The sequence below is a fragment of the Lysinibacillus sp. FSL M8-0134 genome (assembly GCF_038069745.1).
GTDB lineage: Bacteria > Bacillota > Bacilli > Bacillales_A > Planococcaceae > Lysinibacillus > Lysinibacillus irui.
Genome location: NZ_JBBPAJ010000001.1, coordinates 1272314 through 1295933, shown reverse-complemented (window position 1 = coordinate 1295933; position 23620 = coordinate 1272314). Strand labels below are relative to the sequence as shown.

Below are 23620 nucleotides of genomic sequence, written 5' to 3'. Positions count from 1 at the left end.
ATCTTAAAAAATTACATTACCTTTTTACTGTACATCTCAAAAAAAAATCTATAGTATATTTTTTGATAATGTTCTCATATTGATAACATTTGATTGCTTCCCTTGATACTATCTCATTTTATCTGATAGGAGGATCGATTTATGCGTAATAAAGCAGAGGTATTAATGCACCCTGTGAGAATGAAAATTTTACAAGCTCTTATGCACAATAAAGAAGAAGGCTTAAGCACTTTGGAGATGATTTCTGTTATTAAGGATGTACCCCAGGCTACTTTATATCGGCATATCCAAATTTTAGTGGATGAAAACATCATAAAAATTGTGAAAGAGCGTAAAGTACGTTCTGTTACAGAGAAGTTTTATGCATTAAATGAAGGAGCAGCAAAACTTAGTAAGGAGGATTGGACACAACTTTCAACCAAGCAAAAGTTAAATTATATTTCTTACTATCAATTAGCTTTACTTTCTCAATATCAAAATTATTTACAATCCCTTGATGAAAAAGAAAGTACTGCAGATTTAGCAACTTTTTCTTTCATTGATTTGACATTAACAACGGAGCAATTCAAGAACTTTGATAATGAATTAAACGAATTATTAACTAAATACTATAATATGGCCGACTCAACTAAAGGTTCTGAAACAAAAACGATTGCTTTAAATATTATTCCAAAACCTTAGGTAGTATTTTACGTAAAGAAATGGAGAAGATTTATGAAAAAAGGAAAGTTACTTCAAAACATAAGAAAATTAATCATGATTATTATTGGCGCAGTTATTGCGGCGTACGGATTAGAAGCTGTTTTAATTCCTAATGATGTTATTGATGGTGGTGTTACGGGTTTAAGTATTATGGGCGCTCACCTCTTTGGCATTCCGTTAGGCGTACTGCTCTTTGTACTAAATATTCCGTTCATTTATATCGGCTACAAGCAAGTAGGAAAAACATTTGCCTTAATGAGTTGTGCTGGTATCGCAGCATTATCCATTTCTACGGTTCTTTTACATGATGTCAAAACCATTTTAGGACCAAATGATCCCTTACTGATTGTCTTATCTGGTGGAATGCTACTTGGTGTTGGTATTGGTATTGTCTTACGAAACGGTGGAGCTTTAGATGGTTCCGAGGTGTTAGCCGTACTATTATCACGTAAGATTCCATTTTCAGTCGGTGATATTATATTATTTATCAATGCCTTTATTTTCTTAGGGGCAAGCTTTATTTTCGGCTTAGAAAGCGCATTATACTCAGCATTAACATACTATATTGCAAAAAATGTTATTGATATAATCCAAGTTGGTTTAGAAAAATCAAAAGAAGTACGTGTGGTCAGTGCAAAATCTGAGGAAATTGGTGATGCCATCCAAGCACGCCTAGGTCGTGGTGTTACCTATACACATGGACGAGGTGGTTTCTCCAATGAACCAACTGAAATTTTAAATTGTGTCATTAACCGTATGGAAGAAAATAAATTAGTTTCGATTATTAAAGATATTGATGACGGTGCATTTGTTGTTATTTCCGATGTTTCGGAGGTTCGCGGCGGTAACTTCAAGAAGCGAGATATCCATTAATATAAAAGTAAGTAAGGCTTCTATAGTCTTACTTACTTTTTTTGTTTATTTACTTACTGGAGAGGTTACAGTTTCATGTGTTTCATATTTTAGGCCACCGATTAAACAGAAAGCTCCAATAGCTACGACTACTGCAGCACTAATCAATGCATAGTGATAGCTATTGGTTATATTGGCAAGCTTTCCTGCAATGGATGGCCCAATCATTTGTCCAAATGCATAGCCAGCCGTTAAATAACCTAAAATTTTATGGCTATTAATAGGAGCTATATGTCTTGCTAGCGTTGTACTAACTGTTGTGATGCCCATAAAAGTAGCGCCAAAAATAAAGGCACTAGCATAGAGTGTAATCGTATTCGAGGCAAATGCAGGTAAAATAATCCCAACTGCTTGAACGATCATGGATACAAATAATGTTTTTACATAACCATACTGCTGCGCTAGCTTTGACCATACGAAGCACGATGGAATGGCAGCTATTCCCACAACAAACCAGACAAAGGCAGCATCCCCATTAAAGCTTGTTGATTCTCGCGCAATCGATACAATAAAAGTACCTGTGACAATATAACCTAGCCCTTCTAAGCTATAGGACATCATTAACCACTTCATCCATTTCTTTGGTGGAGTTCTCTTCGATGTAGTGGGTTCATGTATCCGTTGTTGTTCACTTGGCCTAATAGGTTTGATGAATAGTACGATAATGCCAAACAATAGAATACAAAACAAAGCTAACGCAATCCATGTGCCATTCCAATGGTAGATTGCCTGTATGGGTGACACAATAATGGCACTTAATGCAATCCCTACACCAACCCCACTATAGAAAAATCCTGATAAATGCATTTTACTACTACTAGCCAACTGATCGAGTACAAGACTAGCAATCACTACAAAAATAAAAGCGCTCACTACTCCAGAGATAAACCGAAGTATATACCATAAAACAACATTATCTGTAAAGCCCATAAATGCAGTTGTAAGAATGCTAATAATTAGCCCTATTTGCAAAAACGGAATACGTTTATTCTCTAAGGTTAAACGACCTGCCACTATTGCCCCTATTAGATAGCCTAAATAGTTGCTTGTTGCTAAATAACCAGCAGTCGAACGGCTAAATTCAACTGTTTCTTGCATATAAGGTAAAATGACCGTATAGGAAAAACGACCAATGCCCATGGCAATGATCAAAGAAAAAATACCACCTATTAAATATTGAACTGTTTGTTTGTGCATCGTATCACTCCTTCTCTTCTCCACTATATCGAATAATTAGCTATCACAAATATGTTCAATTCGTTAAAATTAGTATCAAAAAAATTGATAGCTGGAGGACCAATGAATATTAATGATTTAAAGATCTTTCGAACAGTCGTCCAAACAGGGAGTTTTTCAAAAGCTGCTACAGCACTTAATTACACGCAATCAAATATCTCTATGAAAATCCAAAATCTTGAGGCTATGTATCATACAACATTTTTTTATCGGGGGCATCGAGGCATTCAACTAACACCTAAAGGGGAACAATTTTACGAACTGGTATTAAAGATGCTTCATCTCTATGATACATCGTTTGAGATTTTACAAAATACAGAGGAACAAAGAGGAATTTTGCGCATTGGTTCAATGGAAACTACAGCAGCACTTCACTTACCAGCACTGTTAACACCATTCCATCAAGCCCATGAACAGGTTGATATCACTATATTGACTAGTCCATCTCAGCATAATATTGAACGGTTAGAAAACTATGAAATAGATGGTGCATTCGTGACCGGGCCTGTATATAAAGAAAATATATTGGTGAAGGAGTTTATCTGTGAAGAGCTTGTTTTTATCACATCTTCTAAGCATAAGCCCATTAAAAATTTGAGAGACTTAGAGGGTAGCACTGTGATTACCTTCCGAAATGGCTGTTCCTATCGAGCCATTTTGGAGCATTGGTTACACGAAGACGGAGTACGTCCTCAAAATAGAATGGAATTTGGTACGCTTGATGGTATAATTGGCTGCGTTGCTGCTGGATTAGGTATTACTTTACTTCCTCGTGCTATTGCGGAAAAATATATGGCAACACAAACACTAACTCTGCACGAATTAACGAATAAGCAAGCACATATTCCTACCTGGTTTATTTATCGTAAGGATGATGTACAATCACCAATACTTCAATATTTTTTAGAATCAATAGACGCGTATGACTATCCATCAGTTTGAGTGTTCTATCTATTATTTTCATTACTAAAAGAGCTGTTCAGTAGATTTCCCCCACTGAACAGCTCTTTTCATGTTTTCCTTTGACGGCTGAACGTAATTCCTTTAGGCTTTAATTAGATATAGAAAGGAGCTTTTTATGGATATTTTTATCGCTAGTAACCGCCAATTACCTATCCGTTATTATGTGCAAGAATCGGTCTGGATTCGTCGCGGGGGCAGTACAAAACTTCCCGATGTAACATTGCCATTTTTTGTAGAGGTAGAAATGAAACATCCTCATAATTTAGCCATTATTAGAGACTATATTTTTGACTTTCAACGACAGTACAAGCAGACAGAAATTCAACTTTTAATAAAGGACATAGCTCACTTAGCAACCATGCAGGAAATGCTTTCACACGTTAAGCAAATCCATCATACCATCACCATTTACCCACTGTGATTTGGATTAAGTCGTTAATGGCAATGTGATAATAAAGTACAATGTCTCATTTTTATATGTAGCGTGAATGGTTCCTCCGTGAAGCTCCACAATGCTTTTGGCAATCGCTAGACCCAGCCCAGAGCCTTCTGTTACATTCGTTCTTGACTGATCCTTTTTATAAAACCTCTCAAATAAACTATCAAGCTCTTCTGGTGTAAAGGCATCACTTTGATTTGCTACACCAATACGCACATGATCGCCTTGCCCTTCAAGAGAAACGATTATTTTTCCGTCACCCGTACTATAGTTAATCGCATTGATTAATAAGTTATCAAACACACGAACAATTTTTTCTGAATCAAGCGCCGCAAAAACTCGCTCTTCTGAAAAATGCTTCTTAAAAATGCGTTGTTTCTCCTCTGCAAGTGGCACTAATTCCTCCATTAATTGATCGAGTAGCTCATTTAAACAGACTTGTTGTCGCACTAAAGCATTTTTATCATTTGTTAGCTTTGTATATTCAAATAAATCATCAATTAAATTTTTTAATTGCTCGGATTTAGAAAAGGCTATTTTCAAATATTCGTCGTATTGCTCTTTTGTCTCATATTTTTCCTCTCTTAATAGCCGTAGGTAACCCATTATGGAGGTAAGCGGTGTTCTCAGATCATGTGAAACATTTGTAATGAGCTCATTTTTCTGTTGCTCAATTTTCCTTTCCATTTCGATACTTGTCATGATTTCTTCTGCCATTTGGTTAATATTATCTGTTAATAAAGCAATTTCATCCTGCCCTTTTTTCTCAATGCGAAAGGCTAAATTCCCCTTTGCTATTTCCAATACCCCCTCTGCTAACGCTTCTATTTGATTCATTTTGCGCTTGGTTATATAGAAGAACGATACAATAAATAAAATAATACCAATGAAAAAAGGTATAGGTCCTTCACTCGTACTTGTAATGGCTTCACCTTGTGGAAGGCCACTTACGAAAAAATAATAGTTTTTATCTTGCAAGGTCAGAGGTACTAATGTTGAAAATTCTCTACGAGAAGTTTCAATCGTATCAGGATACGCTTGATCAAACGGCTGATTAATTGTAAAATCCATGACCTTTCTAATTTCTTCATGTAAATCAATTTGTGACTCTTTTACCTGCTTTGTTTTATATAAAACCTTCCCTACCTCATCTGTTACTACAATTTTTAAAGCATTCTGGTCACTTTCGAAATTTTCATCTTCTTGTTCAATCAATTGCCTCAACACATTCACATTATTTTCTTGGGTCGCTAATTTTGCTGTATCTTGTGCCTGATAATACATCATCTTCATACTGTAGCTATAATCAACGATGACAGTGTCATTAATATTCTCAAATAAAGGGAGGACTGCCCGTGATACTAAAAAGCTTCCAAGTGCACATAAAATAAAGGTTGTAAATAATTGAATTCTAATGCTGCGCTCTATATTATTCTTTATTTTTCTGTAAATACGCTGGAGGGGCCCCAGTAGCTTTAAGAATAGCCTAAAGATCTTTTTCAACTTTATATCCTACTCCCCAGACAGTTTTGATATATTGTGGATTTCTTGGATTTGTTTCAATACGTTCACGAATTTTTCGTATATGTACCATCACTGTATTTTCTGATTGGAAAGCTTCCTCTTTCCAAACCTTTTCATAGATTTGCTCTGCGCTCATCACGATGCCCGGATTACTTACAAGTAGTTCCAAAATAGCAAACTCTCTTGGTGTTAATTTTACTTTTTCATTGTTAACAAAGACTTCATGAGTCGCTGTATTGAGACGCAAATCACCGATTTCCATTTCCTCACCATTGCTATTATTTAAGCCATTCATTTTAAGATAGCGCCGAAGCTGTGATTTAATGCGTGCAATCAACTCTAATGGATTAAAGGGCTTTGTCACATAATCATCAGCCCCTATTGTTAAACCAACAATTTTATCCATATCCTGTGACTTTGCAGTAAGCATGATAATCGGCATTTCCGCTACTTCTCTTACCTTCATACACATTTCTATACCATCCACTTTAGGCATCATTAAATCGAGTACTATTAAATGTACCTGATGCTTCTTCAGTAGCTGCAAGCCTTCTTCCCCATCACATGCCTCTAGCACATGATAGCCCTCATTTTTCAAATAAATAGCGATAAGATTTCTTATCTCTTTTTCATCATCAACAATTAAAATTGTTTCATTACTCATCTAACCCCACCATACCTCAAATATTTTACTAATAGGAATGTTCCCTATTTTAACTATTTTTTAATTTTCGAATATAAAAATAATAAAGCAAGCTGATTATGACGATGACGATACCTAAATAGATACCATATTTAGTAGCAAGCAAAGAAATATACTCAATCTGGCTACCAAATAAGTGCCCAAGTATGAAATAAATTAATGTCCAAACAAAGCCTGTTGTATACGAGAATATGGCATAAGTTTTAAAGGACATATGATTCATCCCGACCAAGTACGGAAGAATATGTCTAACAATCGGGATAAAATAACTAAAGACTAAAGCAAAACGCCCATATTTATCAAGCAAATCTTTGGATTGCAATAAATACTTTGCTTTTTTCTTTTTCATAAGTTTATCGAGCACTCGTTGACCAAATTGTCTACCTAGAACATAACCTAGTGAAAGGCCTGAAACAACACCTAAATAAGTAATTAGAAAGGATTTCCATACACTCATTGTATCTAATGACGATAAAAAACCACCACTCATTACAATCATCTCATCCGGGAGTGGCATCCCGATAATGCCTAGCCATAAACTGAAAAACAATGCAAAATAGCCATATTGATCAATAAATAGTAAGAGATCCTGCAACTCCATTAGCTTACCCTCGTATTTCCAAGTTGACAGCTAAAGACATATGCTGGAGGCATATTGATCCACACTTTTTCATGTGAGATCTCCGCGAAATAGCGTTGGAAGAATGCTTTTTTCACAAGTGAATATTGGAACGTGATGAATTTCCCATCATCCAAACAATCCTTCACATTATTTAAAATGCAACATGATACTTCTGACTTTAAAGATGTAAATGGTAGCCCAGAGATAACATAGTCTATTTTTTCAATATGCAACTCGTCTATATATTGCTTCATATTTTCTGCAGAGCCATTGATTACAATAACATAGGCCTCATGAGCGAACTGTTGACGTAATTTCTCGCAAAAATTCGGATTATGTTCAATGAGTACAAGCCATGTAGCTGGCTTTTTTCTTTTCACAAGCTCCTTTGTAAAAGAGCCCATTCCTGGTCCTAGCTCGACAATACATTGTGCAGTTTCAAAACAAATAGGTTGTATCATTTTATAAGCTAATTTTTTAGAGCTCGGGGAAATTGCTCCAATTGTTTTAGGATGTTTTATAAATTCAGTAAGAAAGGTAATAAATTGCATGAAAATTTCTCCTCACTTTGCTTTCATGTAGATGGTTCTAACTATAAAGAGCATTTCTTAACGAATTGCGAGGAGAATTCTTAAAATTTTCTTAAGAGTCATAAAAGCTTAAAAGGTAATTCGTTCTAATGTTATTTCCTACATAAAATAGGCATACAATTGCTTCCAATCGAATAGAAACCTATATAGAGAACAATTAGTCAGGGGAAAAATAAAGTGGGGTGTGAAAGGATGCTTAAAGTAAATGATGCAAAAGAATTGGTACTCGGAATTGTGCAAGATGACCCATTGTTTGTTGCACTACAACATACGCCTTTAGAGGAGAACCTCTATAATGATGCCTATCTAGCAGACATCGATGAATCCAAACACTATACAATAGCAGAAGTCGCGGGCTGGTTTAATATCACAGACGCTATGCTTCGCTACTATTTAAAACCGTTTGAGCAATATGTATTTGACAATGCTTCACCGAACGTACATGGGAATATCCGTTTAAACTTGCCTGCTATCGTAAGGCTAAGAATGATTTTGTTACTGAAGGATGAGTATCGTGTGAGAGGGATAAAATTATTGCTAGGTCTTGATGATAACGGTCAGTTACTTAAACATCAAATTACGGCAACGACCATGGATTCAGAGGATCTAACCCATAAAATTGATGTTCTTGGAAACGTCCTACAACAAATGATCCAAACAGGGCTCTTTCAAATTTTGCCGAATGAAGAGCAAGGGACGTTACAAGTTAACATTAATCAGGACTTTCTTGTCGAAAACATTCAACGCTTATCGACTGATTCAGTCCTTCAAGTGGAAGAAATTCAAAAAGAAACGTTAGAACTAAAGCAGGAAAACGAGCATCTCCAAAAGCAAATTACCGAGCTACAAGAAAACAGTGTAAAGGATATTGTGCAAAAAATTAGAGAGCGTCATATTGAAAATGAAATTGTCTCTACACTACGTACAGAAGCATTACAGGAATTTTCAACGAACAATAAAATTAGCTTTTTCACCAAGATGTTCAAATCCGCCCAAATCGAGATGGAAAAAGAGCAGTTTGTCCTAAGCTATATTTCCAAGCATTTAGAAGAGCGTTTAGAAGTTGCGTTGAACGAATACTATGAAAAATAAAGCAAATACTAGTAGAACATGAGTGAGACTATTTAAAATAGTCCCAATCATGTTCTTTTTATTAGATCATGATATTACCTGCTCGATGCTGTGAAAATATAATGTATTCATATAGTCAATCAGGTTCCCTGAATCTATATCAGATTTTCACCCTTTCGTATTGGCTACAACATTCCCTAAGAAACGCAATAATCGGAAATGGAGAGAAACCATTTCATCTACGGTTAAGTTCTCATTACCCTTGTCTAACCACTCCTGAATTACCCCCAAAATGGCAGATGCGATAAAGGCTTGTAGGTATTGCTGAAATTCTGGATCTTGCACTTCCTCGCGTATAACGGATAATCTATCTAATATATGATTGCCAAAGATTGTTTTCATTTTTTGTGTAAAGCCCGGACTTCCTTGCTCTCCTAATAGCATACGAAAGGCTGGGGCATGTTCCTTTATGCAGGCTATCACGTTAATAAATGGTTGATACAGTTGGCCCATTTTTAATGTTTGAAAAGCATCGACTGGTTGAACATGCTTCACATAGCGTTCTAATTCCACTAAGAGCTCTTGTTGCAAATCCTCCATTACGGCATATTTATCCGCATAGTGTAGATAAAACGTTCCACGATTAATTTGAGCTGCTAATGCTAATTTTTTTACGGTCACACGTTCAAAGCCCACTTCCTCTACTTGCAGAATCAGTGCCTTTTTAATGGCTTGCTTCGTTTCAAAATTCATTTTTTCATGTACCGACACACAAATTCCCTCCATTTACTTAACACATGCTGGCAAACTGTTGATTGTATTTGCTCACATGCTACCGTAAAATTTTTATCAAATCAACATTGTGTTCAGTGAAGGAGTGAGGTCCGTATGGGCAACCAAGCAATCTCTATTAAATCCCTTGAAAAAAAATTTCACCACAAGCAAGTTATTGCCCCCCTTTCTTTAGCTATTCCTAAAGGACAGTTAATGGGCTTACTTGGTCCGTCAGGCTGTGGTAAAACGACGCTAATCAAAATGATTATGGGCATGCTAAAGCCTGATAATGGTCACATTCGAGTGTTAGATTTAGATGTTCCCCATAAGCAATTATTGAATGATATTGGCTATATGGCACAATCAGATGCACTTTATACAGATTTAACAGGTGAAGAAAATCTTCATTTTTTTGCAAAGCTTTACTCCTTGTCAAAGGCAGAAAGAGTGGAGCGTGTAGCCTATGCCGCAAGCCTTGTTCGTTTAACTGATGACCTACATCTTAAAGTGATCAATTATTCGGGAGGAATGAAACGTCGATTATCTCTTGCTATTGCTCTCATCCAAAATCCTAAACTATTAATCTTAGATGAACCAACCGTTGGTATTGATCCTGTTTTAAAAAAAGAAATTTGGCAGGAACTTATTCGGTTAAAAGAAGAGGAACAAAAGACAATTTTAGTGACGACACATGCGATGGATGAAGCAGAAAAGTGTGATCAATTAGCTATGTTAAGAAGTGGTCATATTATTGCGCAAGGCACACCACAAGCGTTAAAAGAATATTACCAGGCAAAAGATTTTGATGAAGTATTTTTAAAAGCTGGAGGTGACGTACAATGAGAATAGGTGCAATTGTCACAAGAATTATTCAGCAAATGAAACGAGATAAACGGACACTCGCTTTATTATTTTTTGCCCCGCTTCTCGTCTTATCCTTAATGTATTTTATATTTAATAGTAACGAAACTTCTGTCACACTTGTTGTCACGAATGGACCCGCACCACTAATCGATAAATTAAAAGATGCCGATTTTACAATTATTGAGGATGATGATTTTTCGAAAAAGCAGCTACAAGATAAAGAGTATGATGGCTGGCTTACAATCAAGCAAAATGATAGTAAGTTAACGTTATTAAATGATGACCCTTCCCAAGCAAAAGCGTTAACGATGCAGCTTGCGCAAATGTTACAACCTTCACACGCTGCTATAGACAGTTTAGAAACGGACTATGTTTATGGTAATGAGGATACGGCAATTTTTGATATTTTTAGTCCCATGTTAATTGGTTTCTTTGTGTTCTTCTTTGTCTTTTTAATTACAGGAATCGCTTTACTAAAGGAACGTACTTCAGGGACATTGGAGCGACTACTTGCGACACCTATTAAACGCTCTGAAATTGTAGCAGGCTATATGATTGGCTATGGATTATTTGCCTTCTTGCAAACGATTATTATCGTGCTATTTGGTATTTATGTACTAGATATCGTTCATGTAGGTTCAATCTGGCTTGTCTTTCTCATTAATATGATGGTTGCCCTTGTATCGTTATCCTTAGGTGCCTTGCTATCAAGCTTTGCTGCTTCAGAGTTCCAAATGATGCAATTCATCCCGATTGTTATTGTTCCGCAAGTATTCTTTTCAGGTATATTTCCGCTCGATAGTATGGCAGAATGGCTTCAAAACATTGGACGTATCATGCCTCTTTACTATGCAGCGGACGCATTGAATGATGTTATGTATAAAGGTTATACCTTCCCTGATATCGTAGTGAATATCAGCGTTCTTGCCTGTTTCGCCCTCGTTTTTATTACATTAAATATTATCAGTTTAAAAAAATATCGCTCATTGTAAAAAATACAGTAAGGATCCATCCCCCTTTAGAGAAGATCCTTACTGTTTCTTTATTTAAAATGGTTTCTTTTGCCAAACAAACATCTAGTGTCTTACAATTAGGGTAGTTTCCTTTCAAAACCCAAATAAGTAGGTGTTAGATTTATGAATAGTTTGTTTAACGCACAAAATATCACCAAGCAATACAGGGGCATAAAAATTTTAGATAATGTCTCATTTCCAATCGATCATAACCAAATCATTGCTATCGTTGGGAAAAATGGCTCTGGCAAAAGCACGCTATTAAAAATGATTGCTGGTCTTATTACGCCTGACCATGGTTCAATTATTCCTTCCAAACAAAACTTAAAAATTGGCTATGTCCCAGAAGTTTCCCCTTCTCATATTTTATTTACGCCTCAAGAATATCTTTATAAGATGGGGCGAATCCGTGGAATGGCTAAACAAGAACTATTACCGAGAATAAATTATTTACTAGAACTTTTTAGCTTAGTAGATGTTCAAAATACTCGTATTATCAACTTTTCTAAAGGGATGAAACAAAAAATAATGATTATGCAGGCGATGCTGGATGAAACAGATTTGTTGATATTAGATGAGCCTTTATCAGGATTAGACCTTACAACACAAAATGAGTTGGAACAAACTCTTCATAGCCTCAAACAACAAGGAATGACGATTATCTTAAGCTGTCACGAAACAAAGCTTTTGGATCATGTCGTGGATACGATTCTCATGATTCACAACAAAAAAGTGATGCGGACAGATTTACCCTTGAAGGATGTAACCTATAATCAATTAATTTTTGATATTTCTAATCCTACATACTTAGAGGACCTATCTCATTTAATAGAAATTAACCACCAGACACAATTGGCTACTGGTTTTTACGAAGTTAATATTCGCTATCAAGCACAGCATACCGACGATCTTTTACAACAGCTACTTCTAAAAAAAGCTTCTATCAAACAACTTATGCCAATCAATGATAAGGAGATATTTATAGCAAATGATTAGTTTAATGCGTTATCAGTTAAGCAATTACGCGAGAACCTATCAGTATGTGCCACCTTTTTCTATTTTCATTTTATGTCTTGTAATCAACTATACATTTGTTCCAAACCCTATATTAGATAGCTTTTCCTTTACATCTATTATCCTCTTTTTCCTGATGGGTTGGTTTACCGTGACATTGTTTCATTCAGAGGATGAAGGGCAAAAAATGATTACGATACTGCATGCGAATGGTTCAACACCATATAATGTCAGCCTATTTATAATTAATATAGTAATTGCTTTCAGCTTAAGTTTTGTATCTATCATTTACCCAGTAGTCATCCATGCTTTTGCTGAAAAGCCAAGCTTTATTCACCTATTTCTTGGATTTTTTGCCCATTTTACTTTGGCTACTTTAGGTATGGCCCTATCCGCTCTGTTTACAAGAGACCTTGTTAAAAATAAACAAAATACTTGGTGGGGAGTTATTAGTGTATTATTGTTTGCCATAGTATTAGCAACATTAAAGGATTCACTTGACCAACTAAATGGTCTTATTTGGGTTCTTCCCCCTGTCCATCTTTCTTTAGAAATGTTGGCTATTGGCGATCAAATAACATCCATACCTAGTAAGTTTTATTGGCAATTTGCCTGGATACTAGTCTATGCTGGTTTCGTTATCACTCTATTCTTCCTTTTATCTAAGCTAAAAAGGAAATAACCAAAAGGACTCCCGGTTATGGAAGTCCTTTTACCTTGATGTTATTGTGACGAGGTGTATGTAGCAAACAAATCGTTAACAGGCTCAAGAAACTAGAATCGATAAAGCGAACCACCCAAACACCATAGCTTCTTAGTGAAACCTCATTTATTAAGCACCAAATACATACATAGAAAAATGCCAATCCAAGTACTTGAAGCCAAAAGAAGAGTTTTTGTTTAGGCTGAATACTTGGTAAGAATTTCTTTGGTTGATTAGCTGCCCTATAAGAGACATAGCAAATCATTAGTGTGATGCCAACTAAAGTACTTCCATGTTGCAAGTATTTATAAAGAGGAATCTGTAAACCAAACAGTGGCATTATTTCAGCTAAAATAGATACGTGCGTAACCATAAATCCATTTTTATGAGTAAAAGAATCCCAGACCACGTGAGTTAACATTCCGAATAAAGCTGAATAGCTAAATACCATGACATTGAATAGTTTACTTTTGGAAGTTCGTTGGTTAGCTGTGTCCTGCAAACATATCGGTAAATGATTAATTAGATGTTGCTGAATACATGCTCGATAAATTAGATAGAGCAAGATTACAAGAGGTAGATTAAAAGTAAAAAAACCTGTAAAGCTATGTCCAATCTCGCCTACTGGTCTGCCTCTTAAAAAATATTCAAAATCAGGTGCCATACTTCCTAATACTAATGCTGAAAAATGTATGTATTTACTTTGTCTTGAAAAAGGTAAAATTGCGGCTGGATGTGCAAAGGTTAATGGCATATCACCCACCTCCCATCTGTTCAGATGCTTTCCAATGACAAAGGTTACCCCCTCATCTAAAATCGCAGTCATGTTGGGTTCAATTTGTTAGAAATTGCTCTTCCGACACAACCTTAATTCCATGCCTTTGTAGTAATGCAGTCGTTACTCCCACACCAACTAATTTAGTGCCATTGAATTCCCCATTATAAATCATGGCACTACCACAAGATGGGCTATACTCCTTTAAGACAACCTTTGTTGCACCTATTTCGCGTGCTTTTTGTAAGGTCGCATTCGCTCCTTTAAGGTATAATTCTGTAACATCACGTCCAGATCTTTCAACGACCCTTGCTTTCCCATCAAGAACATCATGACCATTTCCTCCTACAATTTCAGCAGGCTCGCGTGGCGTTGTAAAACCTCCCATTAACTCAGGACAAACGGTGACAGCTTTATTTTCTAACACAAGCTTTTGTATTTTTTCATTTAGACTGTTCGTACCATTATAACGAACATTTATTCCAGCTAAGCAGGCACTAATTAAAATCATAGCTCCTCACTCCTTCAACTATCTTTATACAACTATAACATGCTCACATTAGAATGTTTTACGTGATCTGCTCTTTTTTTGATACACTATTTAAATAGCTATCCAAAGGAGGAAAAAATGTCCGATCCTATTTTAATTTTGCCATATACAGATGAATGGGCTAAAGAATTTCATAGCATAGGTTCTCGATTACGTGAGGCCCTAGGAGACAACGCACTGAGAATTGATCATATTGGCTCAACTTCTATAACAGGCTTAGCAGCGAAACCAGTGATTGACATACAACTATCCGTAGCATCATTTACGCCATTGGAAGCGTTTAAAGGACCACTAGAATGTCTTGATTTTATTTATCGAGCAAACAATCCAGACAAGTCTAAACGCTATTTTCGAGAGGCTCCTGGTCATAGACGAGTACATATTCATGTTCGACAGGCTGGTAGTTGGGCAGAACAGCTGGCCTTATTATTTCGAGATTTTTTGCGCTGTCATCCAGATTACTGTCGTCGCTACGAGCAGGTAAAATGTGAATTTGCAGAAAAATACATAAATAACCGACAACTATATACAAACTCTAAAGAAGCGATCATTTGGGAAATTTTAAAACAAGCTAATCAATGGAGTCAGCTTACAGGCTGGTCGCCCTCTCGCTCGGATAGCTAATTAACAAGGAGGAATAAATTTGATTGAATTTACTATTTGTTTTGTAAAGAAGGGTGATCATATCCTTTTGCTGAATAGAGATAAGCCGCAATGGATGGGTGCATGGAATGGTGTTGGTGGTAAAATTGAACAGAATGAAACACCATTAGCTTGTGCAATCCGTGAAATTAAAGAAGAGACAGGTATTACTGTCGAGGATATTACGTATAAAGGAAAAATTACATGGACAGATGGCGATATTAACTATGGTTGTATGTATGCGTTTATAGCGGAACTACCTGAATCTTTTACATATGTAACCCCTCTAAAGGTTGCTGAGGGTATTCTAGATTGGAAGGAACTTACTTGGATTTTCCACCCTGAAAATGTGGGCATTGCGGATTTAAAATATTATTTACCCACAATGCTAAAGGAAACAACTAATTATGAATATATTTTTACCTATCAAGACAAAAAATTAGTCAATATATCTTCAGCACCAATTGAACAAGCATCTACTGTCTAATAAAAAACAAGCCTCGTCCATGCATTAGGTGCATGACGAGGCTTATTTTTAATGTCTAGGCTTTGCAAAGCGCATTCTGCACATCGACCAATTTAAGCTTGTATGCTGGATTTCATCATGGATGTCCCACAAGCTATCTACCATTCGCAATTCAACATTACGCTCTAATAATGCTTTCTCTATATCTTCGATCTCTGAGACATTGATGGGCATTTGTGTTAATTCACTTGTATAATAGCCAGTAATATCATCCTGTAATGTGAATCCATTACTATCAAACTCATATAGGTAAAGACTTGTATTCTTCAATACTTCCAACCACTTGTTTTCTATGACTACTACATGAGAAGCTTGAGCTAGATAGTGCTGTCTGTCCTGCTCTGTTGTCTGTTCTCCTGCATGAAAACAAACACGTGGACAATCTCTTGGCGTTAAATAATTCGGCAAGCATCTCTCGTTGATCGCCCATACAAGCCCTTTGGTGGCATCTAAATCTGGTCGCTCAGGTAGTCGAGGATGAAAAATCGTAATAGTAGGGTCTTCACTGATATGGAATAAACGCATGGTTACTTCTCCTTTATTTTCTTAATTTAAAAACAATAAAATCTGCACAATGCAAATCTTCCTTAAATTGAGGATACTTCTCCAGCATCTCCTCTGATGGCTTTGGCTCTACAATAGTCTCAATCATAAATCCAGCTTGCCTAATTGCTTGCACATAGCTTGTTAATGTTCGATGGTACAGAATGATTGGTGGCTCAGCATCTAGCTGTTGGTACACCCCTTCATAAAAATAACGTTGGACTTTCCAATATTGCTGATCTAGCTCCACATGTCTCATCCATCCACTATTTGGTGTCACAAAGCATGGGTGTAAAATCGAAAAAATAAAAGTGCTAGTAGGTTTTAATAATCGATACATCTCACATAGAGCAGCCTGATAATCCTCTAAATCTTGGAGAACCATATTCGAAACAATACAATCAAATTGTTCATCTGCTAGAAACGCTAATTTTTCACAGTTCCCTTGTAAAAATTGAATAGCATCCTTCTGTGGCGTTCTTTCCTTAGCAATGTCCAGCATTTTTTGTGAAAAATCAACCGCTGTTACTCTTGCACCCTTCTTCACCAGTAATCTGCTTAAATAGCCTTCTCCACACCCTGCATCTAATACATGCTTTCCATTGATCTCTTCCAACAATGCAAAGATGGTGGGGTTTAACAGTACTACACGATGAATGTCACCCTGCTCATCGTAGTTAGCTGTATACCTTTCTGCATATAGATTCCAGCGTTGAATGGCTTGTTCTGTATTCATATAAAGACCTCATTTCAAAGTAGAATCGTAACGTTACGTCTCTTGTGCACTTGTCTATTTTTCCATATAAAGAAAAAAATATATAGACTTTTATTATATCTTTTAATATCATGTAGATAGAGGCACGGCTTCTTTAAGTAAATGAGAAAAGCCAGAAATCCCAATAGGATTTCTGGCTTTTATGCGTTATATTGAAATGGATTGTTCAGCGACAGCTTCTTTTTTGACAGTGAGCCACCTGCCAACAACCATGACAAGTAATGCAAGAAATACAATTACCCCTGCAAAGACAAGTGCTGCTTTATAGCTGCTATAAACTTCTACCAGTTTTCCTGCGATAATTGGACCAATAATTTGTCCAAAAGCATAAAAGGTTGTTAATAGAGATACAACGAATCCGCTCTGGGTCGGAAAAAGCTGACGTGCATAGGATGTTGTTAGTGTGACTATTCCTACAAAGGTTAGACCGAATAAAAACGATGCTAACAATACACTCCATACAGTTTGTGAAAATACGGGTAACAAGATGCCTATCACTTGAAATATGTATGCCACAAACAAAATTTTTATTGCCGAAAATTTTTCTAATAAAACTGTCCAGACTGGTGCTGATGGTATCGCTGCTAACCCCACCATCACCCAGCTATACGAGGAATAAGCCTGGAGAGAAGGGATATTATGAATAATATCAACTAAAAAAGTTCCTGTAATAATATAACCTAAGCCCTCTAATCCATAAGACACGATCAGCCATGGCATAAAGCCCTTTGTCATTTTCGTATCGAGTGATTTTGCAACTTTTAAACCGTCCCCAGTCTCTAAACCCTTCCACAAAATAGTTGTCATGAGTAAAAAAACCGCTGACAATATTCCTAATCCTAGCCATGTACCTTGCCACGCAAATTTAGCTTCAATAATAGGTACACATAAACCTGAAATTGCAATCCCTAAACCAATCCCACTAAAGACATAGCCAGACCATCGTGACAGTGAATGTTTCGCCAAATAATCCATCACAATACTTGACGTCAAGACAAAAATTAAGCCCCCTGTAATACCTGCGATTAAACGAAGCACTAGCCATACACTATACAGCTCTATTAATCCCATTAAGCCTACTGAAAGGACGTTGAAAACAACACTTGTCAATAAAAGTTTTTTGCGTTGACGATAAATAAAGCCCGCCCATAATGCTCCAATAAAATAGCCAATATAATTGCTTGAGGCTAAAAACCCAGCTACTTCTAATGAAAATCCTACATCACGGCGCATAAATGGCAAAATCGGTGTAAAAGCAAAGCGACTAATCCCCATCGCTACAACCAATAATAATATTCCCCCAAAAACAATCCCCATATGCTGTCGATTCAAGTGTTCATCCCCCTCCCCAGTTCCCTACTGTAATTAAAAGAATACAGAGTGAAGATTAATAAATCTAATATATAATGTATATAAAAGCATAAAAATATTTTATAAAAGGTGTGTCTATCATGAATTTACATGCACTACGTTTATTTACGAAAGTGGCCGAGCTCAATAGTGTTTCCAAAGCAGCCCAAGCTCTTATGATTAGTCAGCCAGCCGTCACTATACAAATACGAAATTTAGAAAAGGAACTAGCTTTAACCTTGCTGGAATCTAAAGGGAGAGGTATTACACTAACACAAAATGGCGTTTTTTTATATAAACAGGCTCAGCGATTATTTGATTTAGAGCAGGATATCGAAAATAAAATAGAGCAGCTAAAAAATACTGGCAACGAAGAACTGCAAATCGCATCTACACATGTCCCCTCTCACTTTTTATTACCCAAATGGCTTGCTTATTTTAAGCAAATCTATCCAGCTACAAATATTCATTTAAAAACGGCTAACTCGCAGCAAGTAATTGAGGAATTACTGCATTATAAGGTAGATTTAGCCTTTATTGTCAAAGAGGATGGACATCACCCAGATATCAATTATCAATTTTTAATGAACTTAGATTATTGGTTTATCGTGCCCTATAATCACCCACTAGCGGATCAAACTGTATCGTTAGCAGAACTTATGCAACAGCCCTTTGTCACAAGGGAAGATGGTAGCTCCACAAAAGAATACTTAAATGCTTTATGTAAGGTGCATAAGATTCCCCCACCTCAGGTCGGACTACAACTAGATGGAATTAATGAATCAATCCATGCTATTGCAGCAGGATTCGGTACTATGCTAGCCCCTTCCATTGCAGCCTCTAGCTTTATCCAACAGCAACAAGTATCGCGTGTCTTTATAAAGGATATCGATATTCAGCGTCCTATCTATCTTTGTACTAGAAAAAATGAACAGCATCATTCCTCATCCTTTAATAACTTTCTCCACATCATCAATCAATCGATTTGATAGTAAACGTGTCCAATCTCAAAGGAATCGAGAAATTCATCATCGATTCCTTTCTAGCTTCTTCTGCTTATCATCTAATGTCTAAGACTACTAGTAGTCTTATTGCAGCTAGTACGGCAAACTATCCAATTTGTGTAACGCTCTCAAATTACTTTGTTTATCCATCCATCAACGCTTGTCAAAGCTGTCAAATAGTAGTTGAAAATGCTCTTTAAATCCTCTTGTTAATTCATCAATATTCGTTTTTTTATGGACTTGATAGTTTAAATAGCCTATAATAATCCATGTTATTATCAATAAACGAACATTAAGGTGGTTTTTATGACTGAATATACGCATATTTTCAAAGGGACAGCATTTACAAGTAAATCTGCTACTGAGGTTCAAATCTTAAAAGATTATTTATTTTTCATTAATGCTGACGGCATGATTGATAAAACAATCGCTCCTGAACATACTGATTACCAGCAACTATTAACTACATATCAACATCAAAATAATTTCCATCAATTATCTGAAGGGCAATATTTCTTACCAGGGTTTGTCGATCTACATGTCCATGCGCCGCAATGGGCTCAATCAGGTACAGCTCTAGATATTCCTCTTTATGATTGGCTGAACACATACACTTTCCCTATCGAATCAAAATTTTCGGATTTAGCGTTTGCCCAAGAGGTCTATGAGGATTTAGTAGGCACGCTTCTTGCCAATGGAACAACAACATCCTTATATTTTGCGACAGTCCATAAAGAGGCAAGCGTTCTTTTAGCTAAAATTTGCGCAGAGAAGAGCCAACGAGGACTAGTCGGAAAAGTGGTCATGGATGATCCAGAGCAAAATCCAGATTTTTATCGTGATGCAAACACACAAACAGCATTAGCCGATACAGAAGAGTTTATTTTAGCAGTAAAAGAACTAGCCAAAACAACTAAACAAGGTGTCTATCCAGTTGTGACACCACGTTTTATACCAAGCTGTACTGACAATGCCTTAAAAGGTTTAGGTGAATTAGCTGCAAAATATGATACACATATTCAGTCGCATTGTAGCGAAAGTGACTGGGAGCATGGCTATGTTAAAGAACGATTTAATAAAAATGATGCTGTTGCTTTACATGACTTTGGTTTATTAGGTAAAAAATCTGTCATGGCACATTGTAATTTCTTAAGTGATGACGATGCACGACTATTTGCTGAAACTGGTACTGCCATTGGCCATTGTCCAATCTCCAATGCCTATTTTGCTAATAGTGTCATTCCTATCGCCCGCTTCCATGCGATGGGTGTTGATATTGGATTAGGCTCAGATGTTTCAGGAGGATTTTCTCCAAGTCTTTTTGATAATGCAAGACAGGCTGTTATGTCATCGAGAATGTTAGAGGATGGTGTAGATACAGCTATAGCGGCTGATCAACGTGGTGTGCCAAATTCACGTATTACCATTAATGAGGCATTTTATTTAGCAACAGCTGGCGGTGGAGAAAGCCTAAGCCTTCCAATAGGCCGTTTACAGGAACACTATACATGGGATGTACAGATCATTGATACAAAAATCCCTTCTGCCAAGCTCCCTATTTTTGATCAGAATGAAGATTTACGCGATATTTTTCAAAAAATGATGTATCTTGTGCGTCCAGAAAATATTCGTGAGGTTTGGGTGCAAGGAAATAAAGTACATACGAGAGTGTAAAATTGATTCTCTAATTTCTATAGTAACTAAATAATTATTTGAGGTGTACATCTTCGTGGAAACGCAACTTAGTAAACAAACTAATGAAACAAGAAAAACCCAGTTAACCGTATTACCAGATGAAAAAGTCTCGATTGGTCAATCAGCCCTTCTAGGGTTACAGCATGTCATGGCAATGGATGTTTACGTAGTCCCATTTTTAATTGCCATGCTTATCGGCTTACAAACTGGCCAGGCAAGTGCATTAATTCAATCAACGTTTATTGCGGCAGGAATCGCAACGATTGTACAAACACATTTTTGTATGAAATTACCGATGGCACAAGGCCCTTCCTATGTCCCACTCGGCGCCATTGTTGGGATCTATGCAGCAAGCGGTAGTGGTGATTTAGGCTGGAGCACTGTGTTAGGTGCTAGCTTAATAGGAGCTATTTTAGTCATTATTTTAGGCTATACAGGCATCTTCAATAAAATTGTCAAAACATTTATTCCACCAATTGTTGGAGGAACAATTATTTTTGTGGTTGGTCTATCCTTAATGCCTGTCGGTTTAAGTGATAATATTTTTAATGGAGCAGGTGCATCCATTAACCAAAATATCTATTTAGCGTTAATTTCAGCAATTGTCTTGATTATTTGTGTTATGTTAGGCACGGTCTTTCAACAAAAAGGACGTCTATTCCGTATTACTTCCGTTATCATTGCCTTAATCGCTGGTAGTATTGCAGCAAATATGATGGGTGTTTTAAATTTATCAGCAGTATCGCAAGCAAAATGGTTTAGTATGCCACAAATTCCCTTCGCAGATTTTGGCTTTAGCTTTAATATTTCAGCAATTATCACAATGGTCATTATTTATATTGTCTTAATGGCAGAAACTACTGGAACATGGTTTGCGATCAGCAATGTCATCGACAAACCATTAACCGATAAACAAATTAATCGTGGTGTTATTGGTGAAGGAATTGGTTGCTTTATTGCTTCATTATTAGGATCAACTCCAGTTACGGGCTACTCTACCAATGCAGGTGTTATCTCTATTACAGGGATTGCAAGCCGTCGAGTATTTATCGCTGCGGGTATTTGGTTTATCGTCTTCGGGTTCTCTGGTAAATTAGCTGCACTGATTTCAGCAATTCCGTCTGCCGTCATCGGTGGTGTATTTGTGATTGTCTGTGGCATAATAGCCATTAGTGGTTTACAGGTCATGAAAAATGAACGTATTGGTGAAAAGGAAATGTATGTGATAGCAATCCCTATCATTTTAACGTTAGCTCTTTCTTTATTGCCTGATGATTTCTTATACTCGTTACCTACAACTGTTCAATATTTATTTGGCTCACCCATAGCAACTGCTGCCCTCGTTGCTATTATCCTCAACAAAGTTCTACCAAGCTCAAAGTAGTAAATCTGACGTGCACAGCACCTTCGTCCATTAGGAGAGTAGGTGCTGTGCTTATTTACTTTCAAAAATTTCTGTTTCCTTAACGATTCATCTGTTATACTAGAGCAAAAAAGTAGGGATTAAAATGGTATATGATGTCATAATTGTGGGTGCTGGCTCTATGGGAATGGCTGCTGGTTACTATTTAGCTAAGGCTGGAAAAAAAGTCCTTATGCTAGATACTTATACTCCCCCTCATCAGGAAGGTAGCCATCATGGGGACACACGAATTATCCGTTATGCTTATGGGGAAGGCGCTAGTTATGTGCCTTTTGTCAAAAGAGCTGGGGAACTTTGGCAGGAGCTCGAAACGCTAGCAGACGAACATTTATTTTTACAAACAGGGGTAGTAAATATTGGCGAACCAACATGTGCTTTTATTCAGAACGTGAAAGCTAGTGCAGCATTTTATGGCTTAGCACTCGAATACTATTCAGCAGCTGAAGCAATGAATAAGTGGCCAGGGCTATCCTTGCCAGTAAATTTAGTAGCTTATTTTGAGCCGACAGCAGGTGTCCTTCGTGTGGAAGCGTGTATACGAGCTTATAAAAAATTAGCTTTAGAAGCCGGGGCAAGCCTACAGACAAACGAAAAAGTACTGACCATCCAAGCTGGAGAAATGGTACAAGTTCAAACAGCACAAAACATCTACAAGGCGAAGCACTTAATTGTAACTGCAGGTGCCTGGGCAACGGAGTTACTCCAAACGCTTGGTATAACTATTCCAGTAACACCAACTCGGAAAACTTTTGCATGGTTTGACGCAGATGAGCAGCTTTATCATGACGAGGTTTTTCCAGCCTATTGCTTTGAATTTGCCGATTCGACCTACTATGGCTTTCCAAGTATTGATGGGACAGGATTGAAGCTTGGACGACATGATGGCGGTGAAGCGATTAATCCAAATGAACCGTTACGACCATTTGATGAAGCCGACAGCGTTGACTTACAAAACTTTATCGATCAGTTCATGCCCCAGCACGGAGCATTAAAATACGGAAAAACATGTAAATATTCGATGACACCAGATGAAGATTTCATTATCGATTTTTTACCTGAACATCAAAATATCATCATCGCTGCAGGCTTTTCTGGACATGGCTTTAAATTTAGCAGTGCCGTTGGAGAAGTATTAGCGGATTTAATCATTGACGGCAAAAGTAAACAGGATTTAACAACCTTTCAGCTTAGTCGATTTTAACAAAAT

26 protein-coding genes are annotated in these 23620 nt (G+C 36.8%); 15 read left to right on the top strand and 11 right to left on the bottom strand.

Annotation, left to right across the window (positions count from 1 at the left end; genetic code table 11):
* Positions 1–141 precede the first annotated feature (141 nt).
* Together MKY49_RS06330 and MKY49_RS06325 are read left to right on the top strand one after the other, a co-directional pair.
* A complete protein-coding gene (locus MKY49_RS06330; RefSeq protein ID WP_274796249.1) occupies positions 142–681 on the top strand; it encodes a transcriptional regulator in 540 nt (179 codons plus the stop codon).
* A 33-nt stretch (positions 682–714) separates the two neighbouring features.
* Positions 715–1575: a YitT family protein gene (locus MKY49_RS06325; protein ID WP_274796248.1), complete on the top strand. Its 861-nt coding sequence runs from the start codon at positions 715–717 to the stop codon at positions 1573–1575.
* Positions 1576–1620: 45 nt separating this feature from the next.
* Here MKY49_RS06325 and MKY49_RS06320 read toward each other — a convergent pair whose 3' ends face one another.
* A complete protein-coding gene (locus MKY49_RS06320) occupies positions 1621–2811 on the bottom strand; it encodes a YbfB/YjiJ family MFS transporter (RefSeq protein WP_313470526.1) in 1191 nt (396 codons plus the stop codon).
* 102 nt (positions 2812–2913) lie between these two features.
* Between MKY49_RS06320 and MKY49_RS06315 the strand changes: the two genes are divergently transcribed.
* Positions 2914–3792, top strand: a complete 879-nt coding sequence (locus MKY49_RS06315) for a LysR family transcriptional regulator (protein ID WP_274796246.1) — start codon at positions 2914–2916, stop codon at positions 3790–3792.
* A gap of 136 nt (positions 3793–3928) precedes the next feature.
* Positions 3929–4234, top strand: coding sequence for a hypothetical protein (locus MKY49_RS06310; protein ID WP_274796245.1), 306 nt, complete (start codon positions 3929–3931; stop codon positions 4232–4234).
* 6 nt (positions 4235–4240) lie between these two features.
* Here the strand turns inward: MKY49_RS06310 and MKY49_RS06305 are convergent, their stop codons facing one another.
* Genes MKY49_RS06305 through MKY49_RS06290 form a run of 4 tightly spaced genes read right to left on the bottom strand, consistent with a single transcriptional unit; the run spans position 4241 to position 7652 of the window.
* On the bottom strand, positions 4241–5755 hold the full coding sequence (locus MKY49_RS06305) for a sensor histidine kinase (RefSeq protein ID WP_313470527.1): 1515 nt from the start codon (positions 5753–5755) through the stop codon (positions 4241–4243).
* Positions 5739–6440 carry a response regulator transcription factor gene (locus MKY49_RS06300; protein ID WP_274796243.1) on the bottom strand — a complete coding sequence of 234 codons (702 nt, stop codon included), beginning with the start codon at positions 6438–6440 and terminating at the stop codon, positions 5739–5741. Before MKY49_RS06300 ends, MKY49_RS06305 begins: the two co-directional genes overlap by 17 nt.
* 49 nt (positions 6441–6489) lie before the next feature.
* Complete coding sequence (locus MKY49_RS06295) at positions 6490–7080, bottom strand: DedA family protein (protein ID WP_341385811.1); 591 nt, start codon at positions 7078–7080, stop codon at positions 6490–6492.
* A complete protein-coding gene (locus MKY49_RS06290; RefSeq protein WP_274796241.1) occupies positions 7080–7652 on the bottom strand; it encodes a class I SAM-dependent methyltransferase in 573 nt (190 codons plus the stop codon). Before MKY49_RS06290 ends, MKY49_RS06295 begins: the two co-directional genes overlap by 1 nt.
* 231 nt (positions 7653–7883) lie before the next feature.
* Between MKY49_RS06290 and MKY49_RS06285 the strand changes: the two genes are divergently transcribed.
* A complete protein-coding gene (locus MKY49_RS06285) occupies positions 7884–8783 on the top strand; it encodes a hypothetical protein (RefSeq protein ID WP_274796240.1) in 900 nt (299 codons plus the stop codon).
* Between the two features lie 147 nt (positions 8784–8930).
* On the opposite strand, the gene MKY49_RS06280 is transcribed toward MKY49_RS06285, so the two are convergent.
* Positions 8931–9533, bottom strand: coding sequence for a TetR/AcrR family transcriptional regulator (locus MKY49_RS06280; protein ID WP_274796239.1), 603 nt, complete (start codon positions 9531–9533; stop codon positions 8931–8933).
* Between the two features lie 117 nt (positions 9534–9650).
* Between MKY49_RS06280 and MKY49_RS06275 the strand changes: the two genes are divergently transcribed.
* From MKY49_RS06275 to MKY49_RS06260, 4 genes are all read left to right on the top strand, one after another.
* Complete coding sequence (locus MKY49_RS06275) at positions 9651–10379, top strand: ABC transporter ATP-binding protein (protein ID WP_274796237.1); 729 nt, start codon at positions 9651–9653, stop codon at positions 10377–10379.
* Positions 10376–11392 (top strand): ABC transporter permease, encoded by a 1017-nt coding sequence (locus MKY49_RS06270; protein ID WP_341385810.1) that lies wholly within the window; start codon positions 10376–10378, stop codon positions 11390–11392. Before MKY49_RS06275 ends, MKY49_RS06270 begins: the two co-directional genes overlap by 4 nt.
* Before the next feature lie 144 nt (positions 11393–11536).
* On the top strand, positions 11537–12409 hold the full coding sequence (locus tag MKY49_RS06265) for an ABC transporter ATP-binding protein (RefSeq protein WP_341385809.1): 873 nt from the start codon (positions 11537–11539) through the stop codon (positions 12407–12409).
* On the top strand, positions 12402–13109 hold the full coding sequence (locus MKY49_RS06260) for an ABC transporter permease (protein WP_274796234.1): 708 nt from the start codon (positions 12402–12404) through the stop codon (positions 13107–13109). Before MKY49_RS06265 ends, MKY49_RS06260 begins: the two co-directional genes overlap by 8 nt.
* A gap of 16 nt (positions 13110–13125) precedes the next feature.
* Here the strand turns inward: MKY49_RS06260 and MKY49_RS06255 are convergent, their stop codons facing one another.
* Together MKY49_RS06255 and MKY49_RS06250 are read right to left on the bottom strand one after the other, a co-directional pair.
* A complete protein-coding gene (locus MKY49_RS06255) occupies positions 13126–13884 on the bottom strand; it encodes a DUF4184 family protein (protein ID WP_341385808.1) in 759 nt (252 codons plus the stop codon).
* A 79-nt stretch (positions 13885–13963) separates the two neighbouring features.
* Complete coding sequence (locus MKY49_RS06250; protein WP_322605426.1) at positions 13964–14416, bottom strand: DUF523 domain-containing protein; 453 nt, start codon at positions 14414–14416, stop codon at positions 13964–13966.
* A gap of 117 nt (positions 14417–14533) precedes the next feature.
* Here MKY49_RS06250 and MKY49_RS06245 point away from each other — a divergent pair, with 117 nt between their 5' ends.
* Together MKY49_RS06245 and MKY49_RS06240 are read left to right on the top strand one after the other, a co-directional pair.
* Positions 14534–15079 (top strand): GrpB family protein, encoded by a 546-nt coding sequence (locus tag MKY49_RS06245; RefSeq protein WP_322605427.1) that lies wholly within the window; start codon positions 14534–14536, stop codon positions 15077–15079.
* Between the two features lie 19 nt (positions 15080–15098).
* Positions 15099–15584 (top strand): NUDIX hydrolase, encoded by a 486-nt coding sequence (locus MKY49_RS06240; RefSeq protein ID WP_312505452.1) that lies wholly within the window; start codon positions 15099–15101, stop codon positions 15582–15584.
* Between the two features lie 48 nt (positions 15585–15632).
* On the opposite strand, the gene MKY49_RS06235 is transcribed toward MKY49_RS06240, so the two are convergent.
* The 3 genes from MKY49_RS06235 to MKY49_RS06225 form a co-directional block, all read right to left on the bottom strand.
* Entirely contained in the window at positions 15633–16148 is a 516-nt protein-coding gene (locus MKY49_RS06235; protein WP_341385807.1) for a DUF6886 family protein, read from the bottom strand.
* Positions 16149–16161: 13 nt separating this feature from the next.
* On the bottom strand, positions 16162–16902 hold the full coding sequence (locus tag MKY49_RS06230) for a class I SAM-dependent methyltransferase (protein ID WP_322610376.1): 741 nt from the start codon (positions 16900–16902) through the stop codon (positions 16162–16164).
* 186 nt (positions 16903–17088) lie between these two features.
* Positions 17089–18273, bottom strand: coding sequence for a YbfB/YjiJ family MFS transporter (locus MKY49_RS06225; protein WP_341385806.1), 1185 nt, complete (start codon positions 18271–18273; stop codon positions 17089–17091).
* 119 nt (positions 18274–18392) lie between these two features.
* On the opposite strand from MKY49_RS06225, the gene MKY49_RS06220 reads away from it, so the two are divergent.
* From MKY49_RS06220 to solA, 4 genes are all read left to right on the top strand, one after another.
* Entirely contained in the window at positions 18393–19280 is an 888-nt protein-coding gene (locus tag MKY49_RS06220; RefSeq protein WP_341385805.1) for a LysR family transcriptional regulator, read from the top strand.
* Positions 19281–19601: 321 nt separating this feature from the next.
* Positions 19602–20969, top strand: coding sequence for a guanine deaminase (guaD, locus tag MKY49_RS06215; protein ID WP_341385804.1), 1368 nt, complete (start codon positions 19602–19604; stop codon positions 20967–20969).
* Between the two features lie 55 nt (positions 20970–21024).
* Positions 21025–22374, top strand: coding sequence for a uracil-xanthine permease family protein (locus MKY49_RS06210; RefSeq protein WP_341385803.1), 1350 nt, complete (start codon positions 21025–21027; stop codon positions 22372–22374).
* A 124-nt stretch (positions 22375–22498) separates the two neighbouring features.
* Entirely contained in the window at positions 22499–23614 is a 1116-nt protein-coding gene (gene solA / locus MKY49_RS06205; protein WP_274796223.1) for an N-methyl-L-tryptophan oxidase, read from the top strand.
* Positions 23615–23620 lie beyond the last annotated feature (6 nt).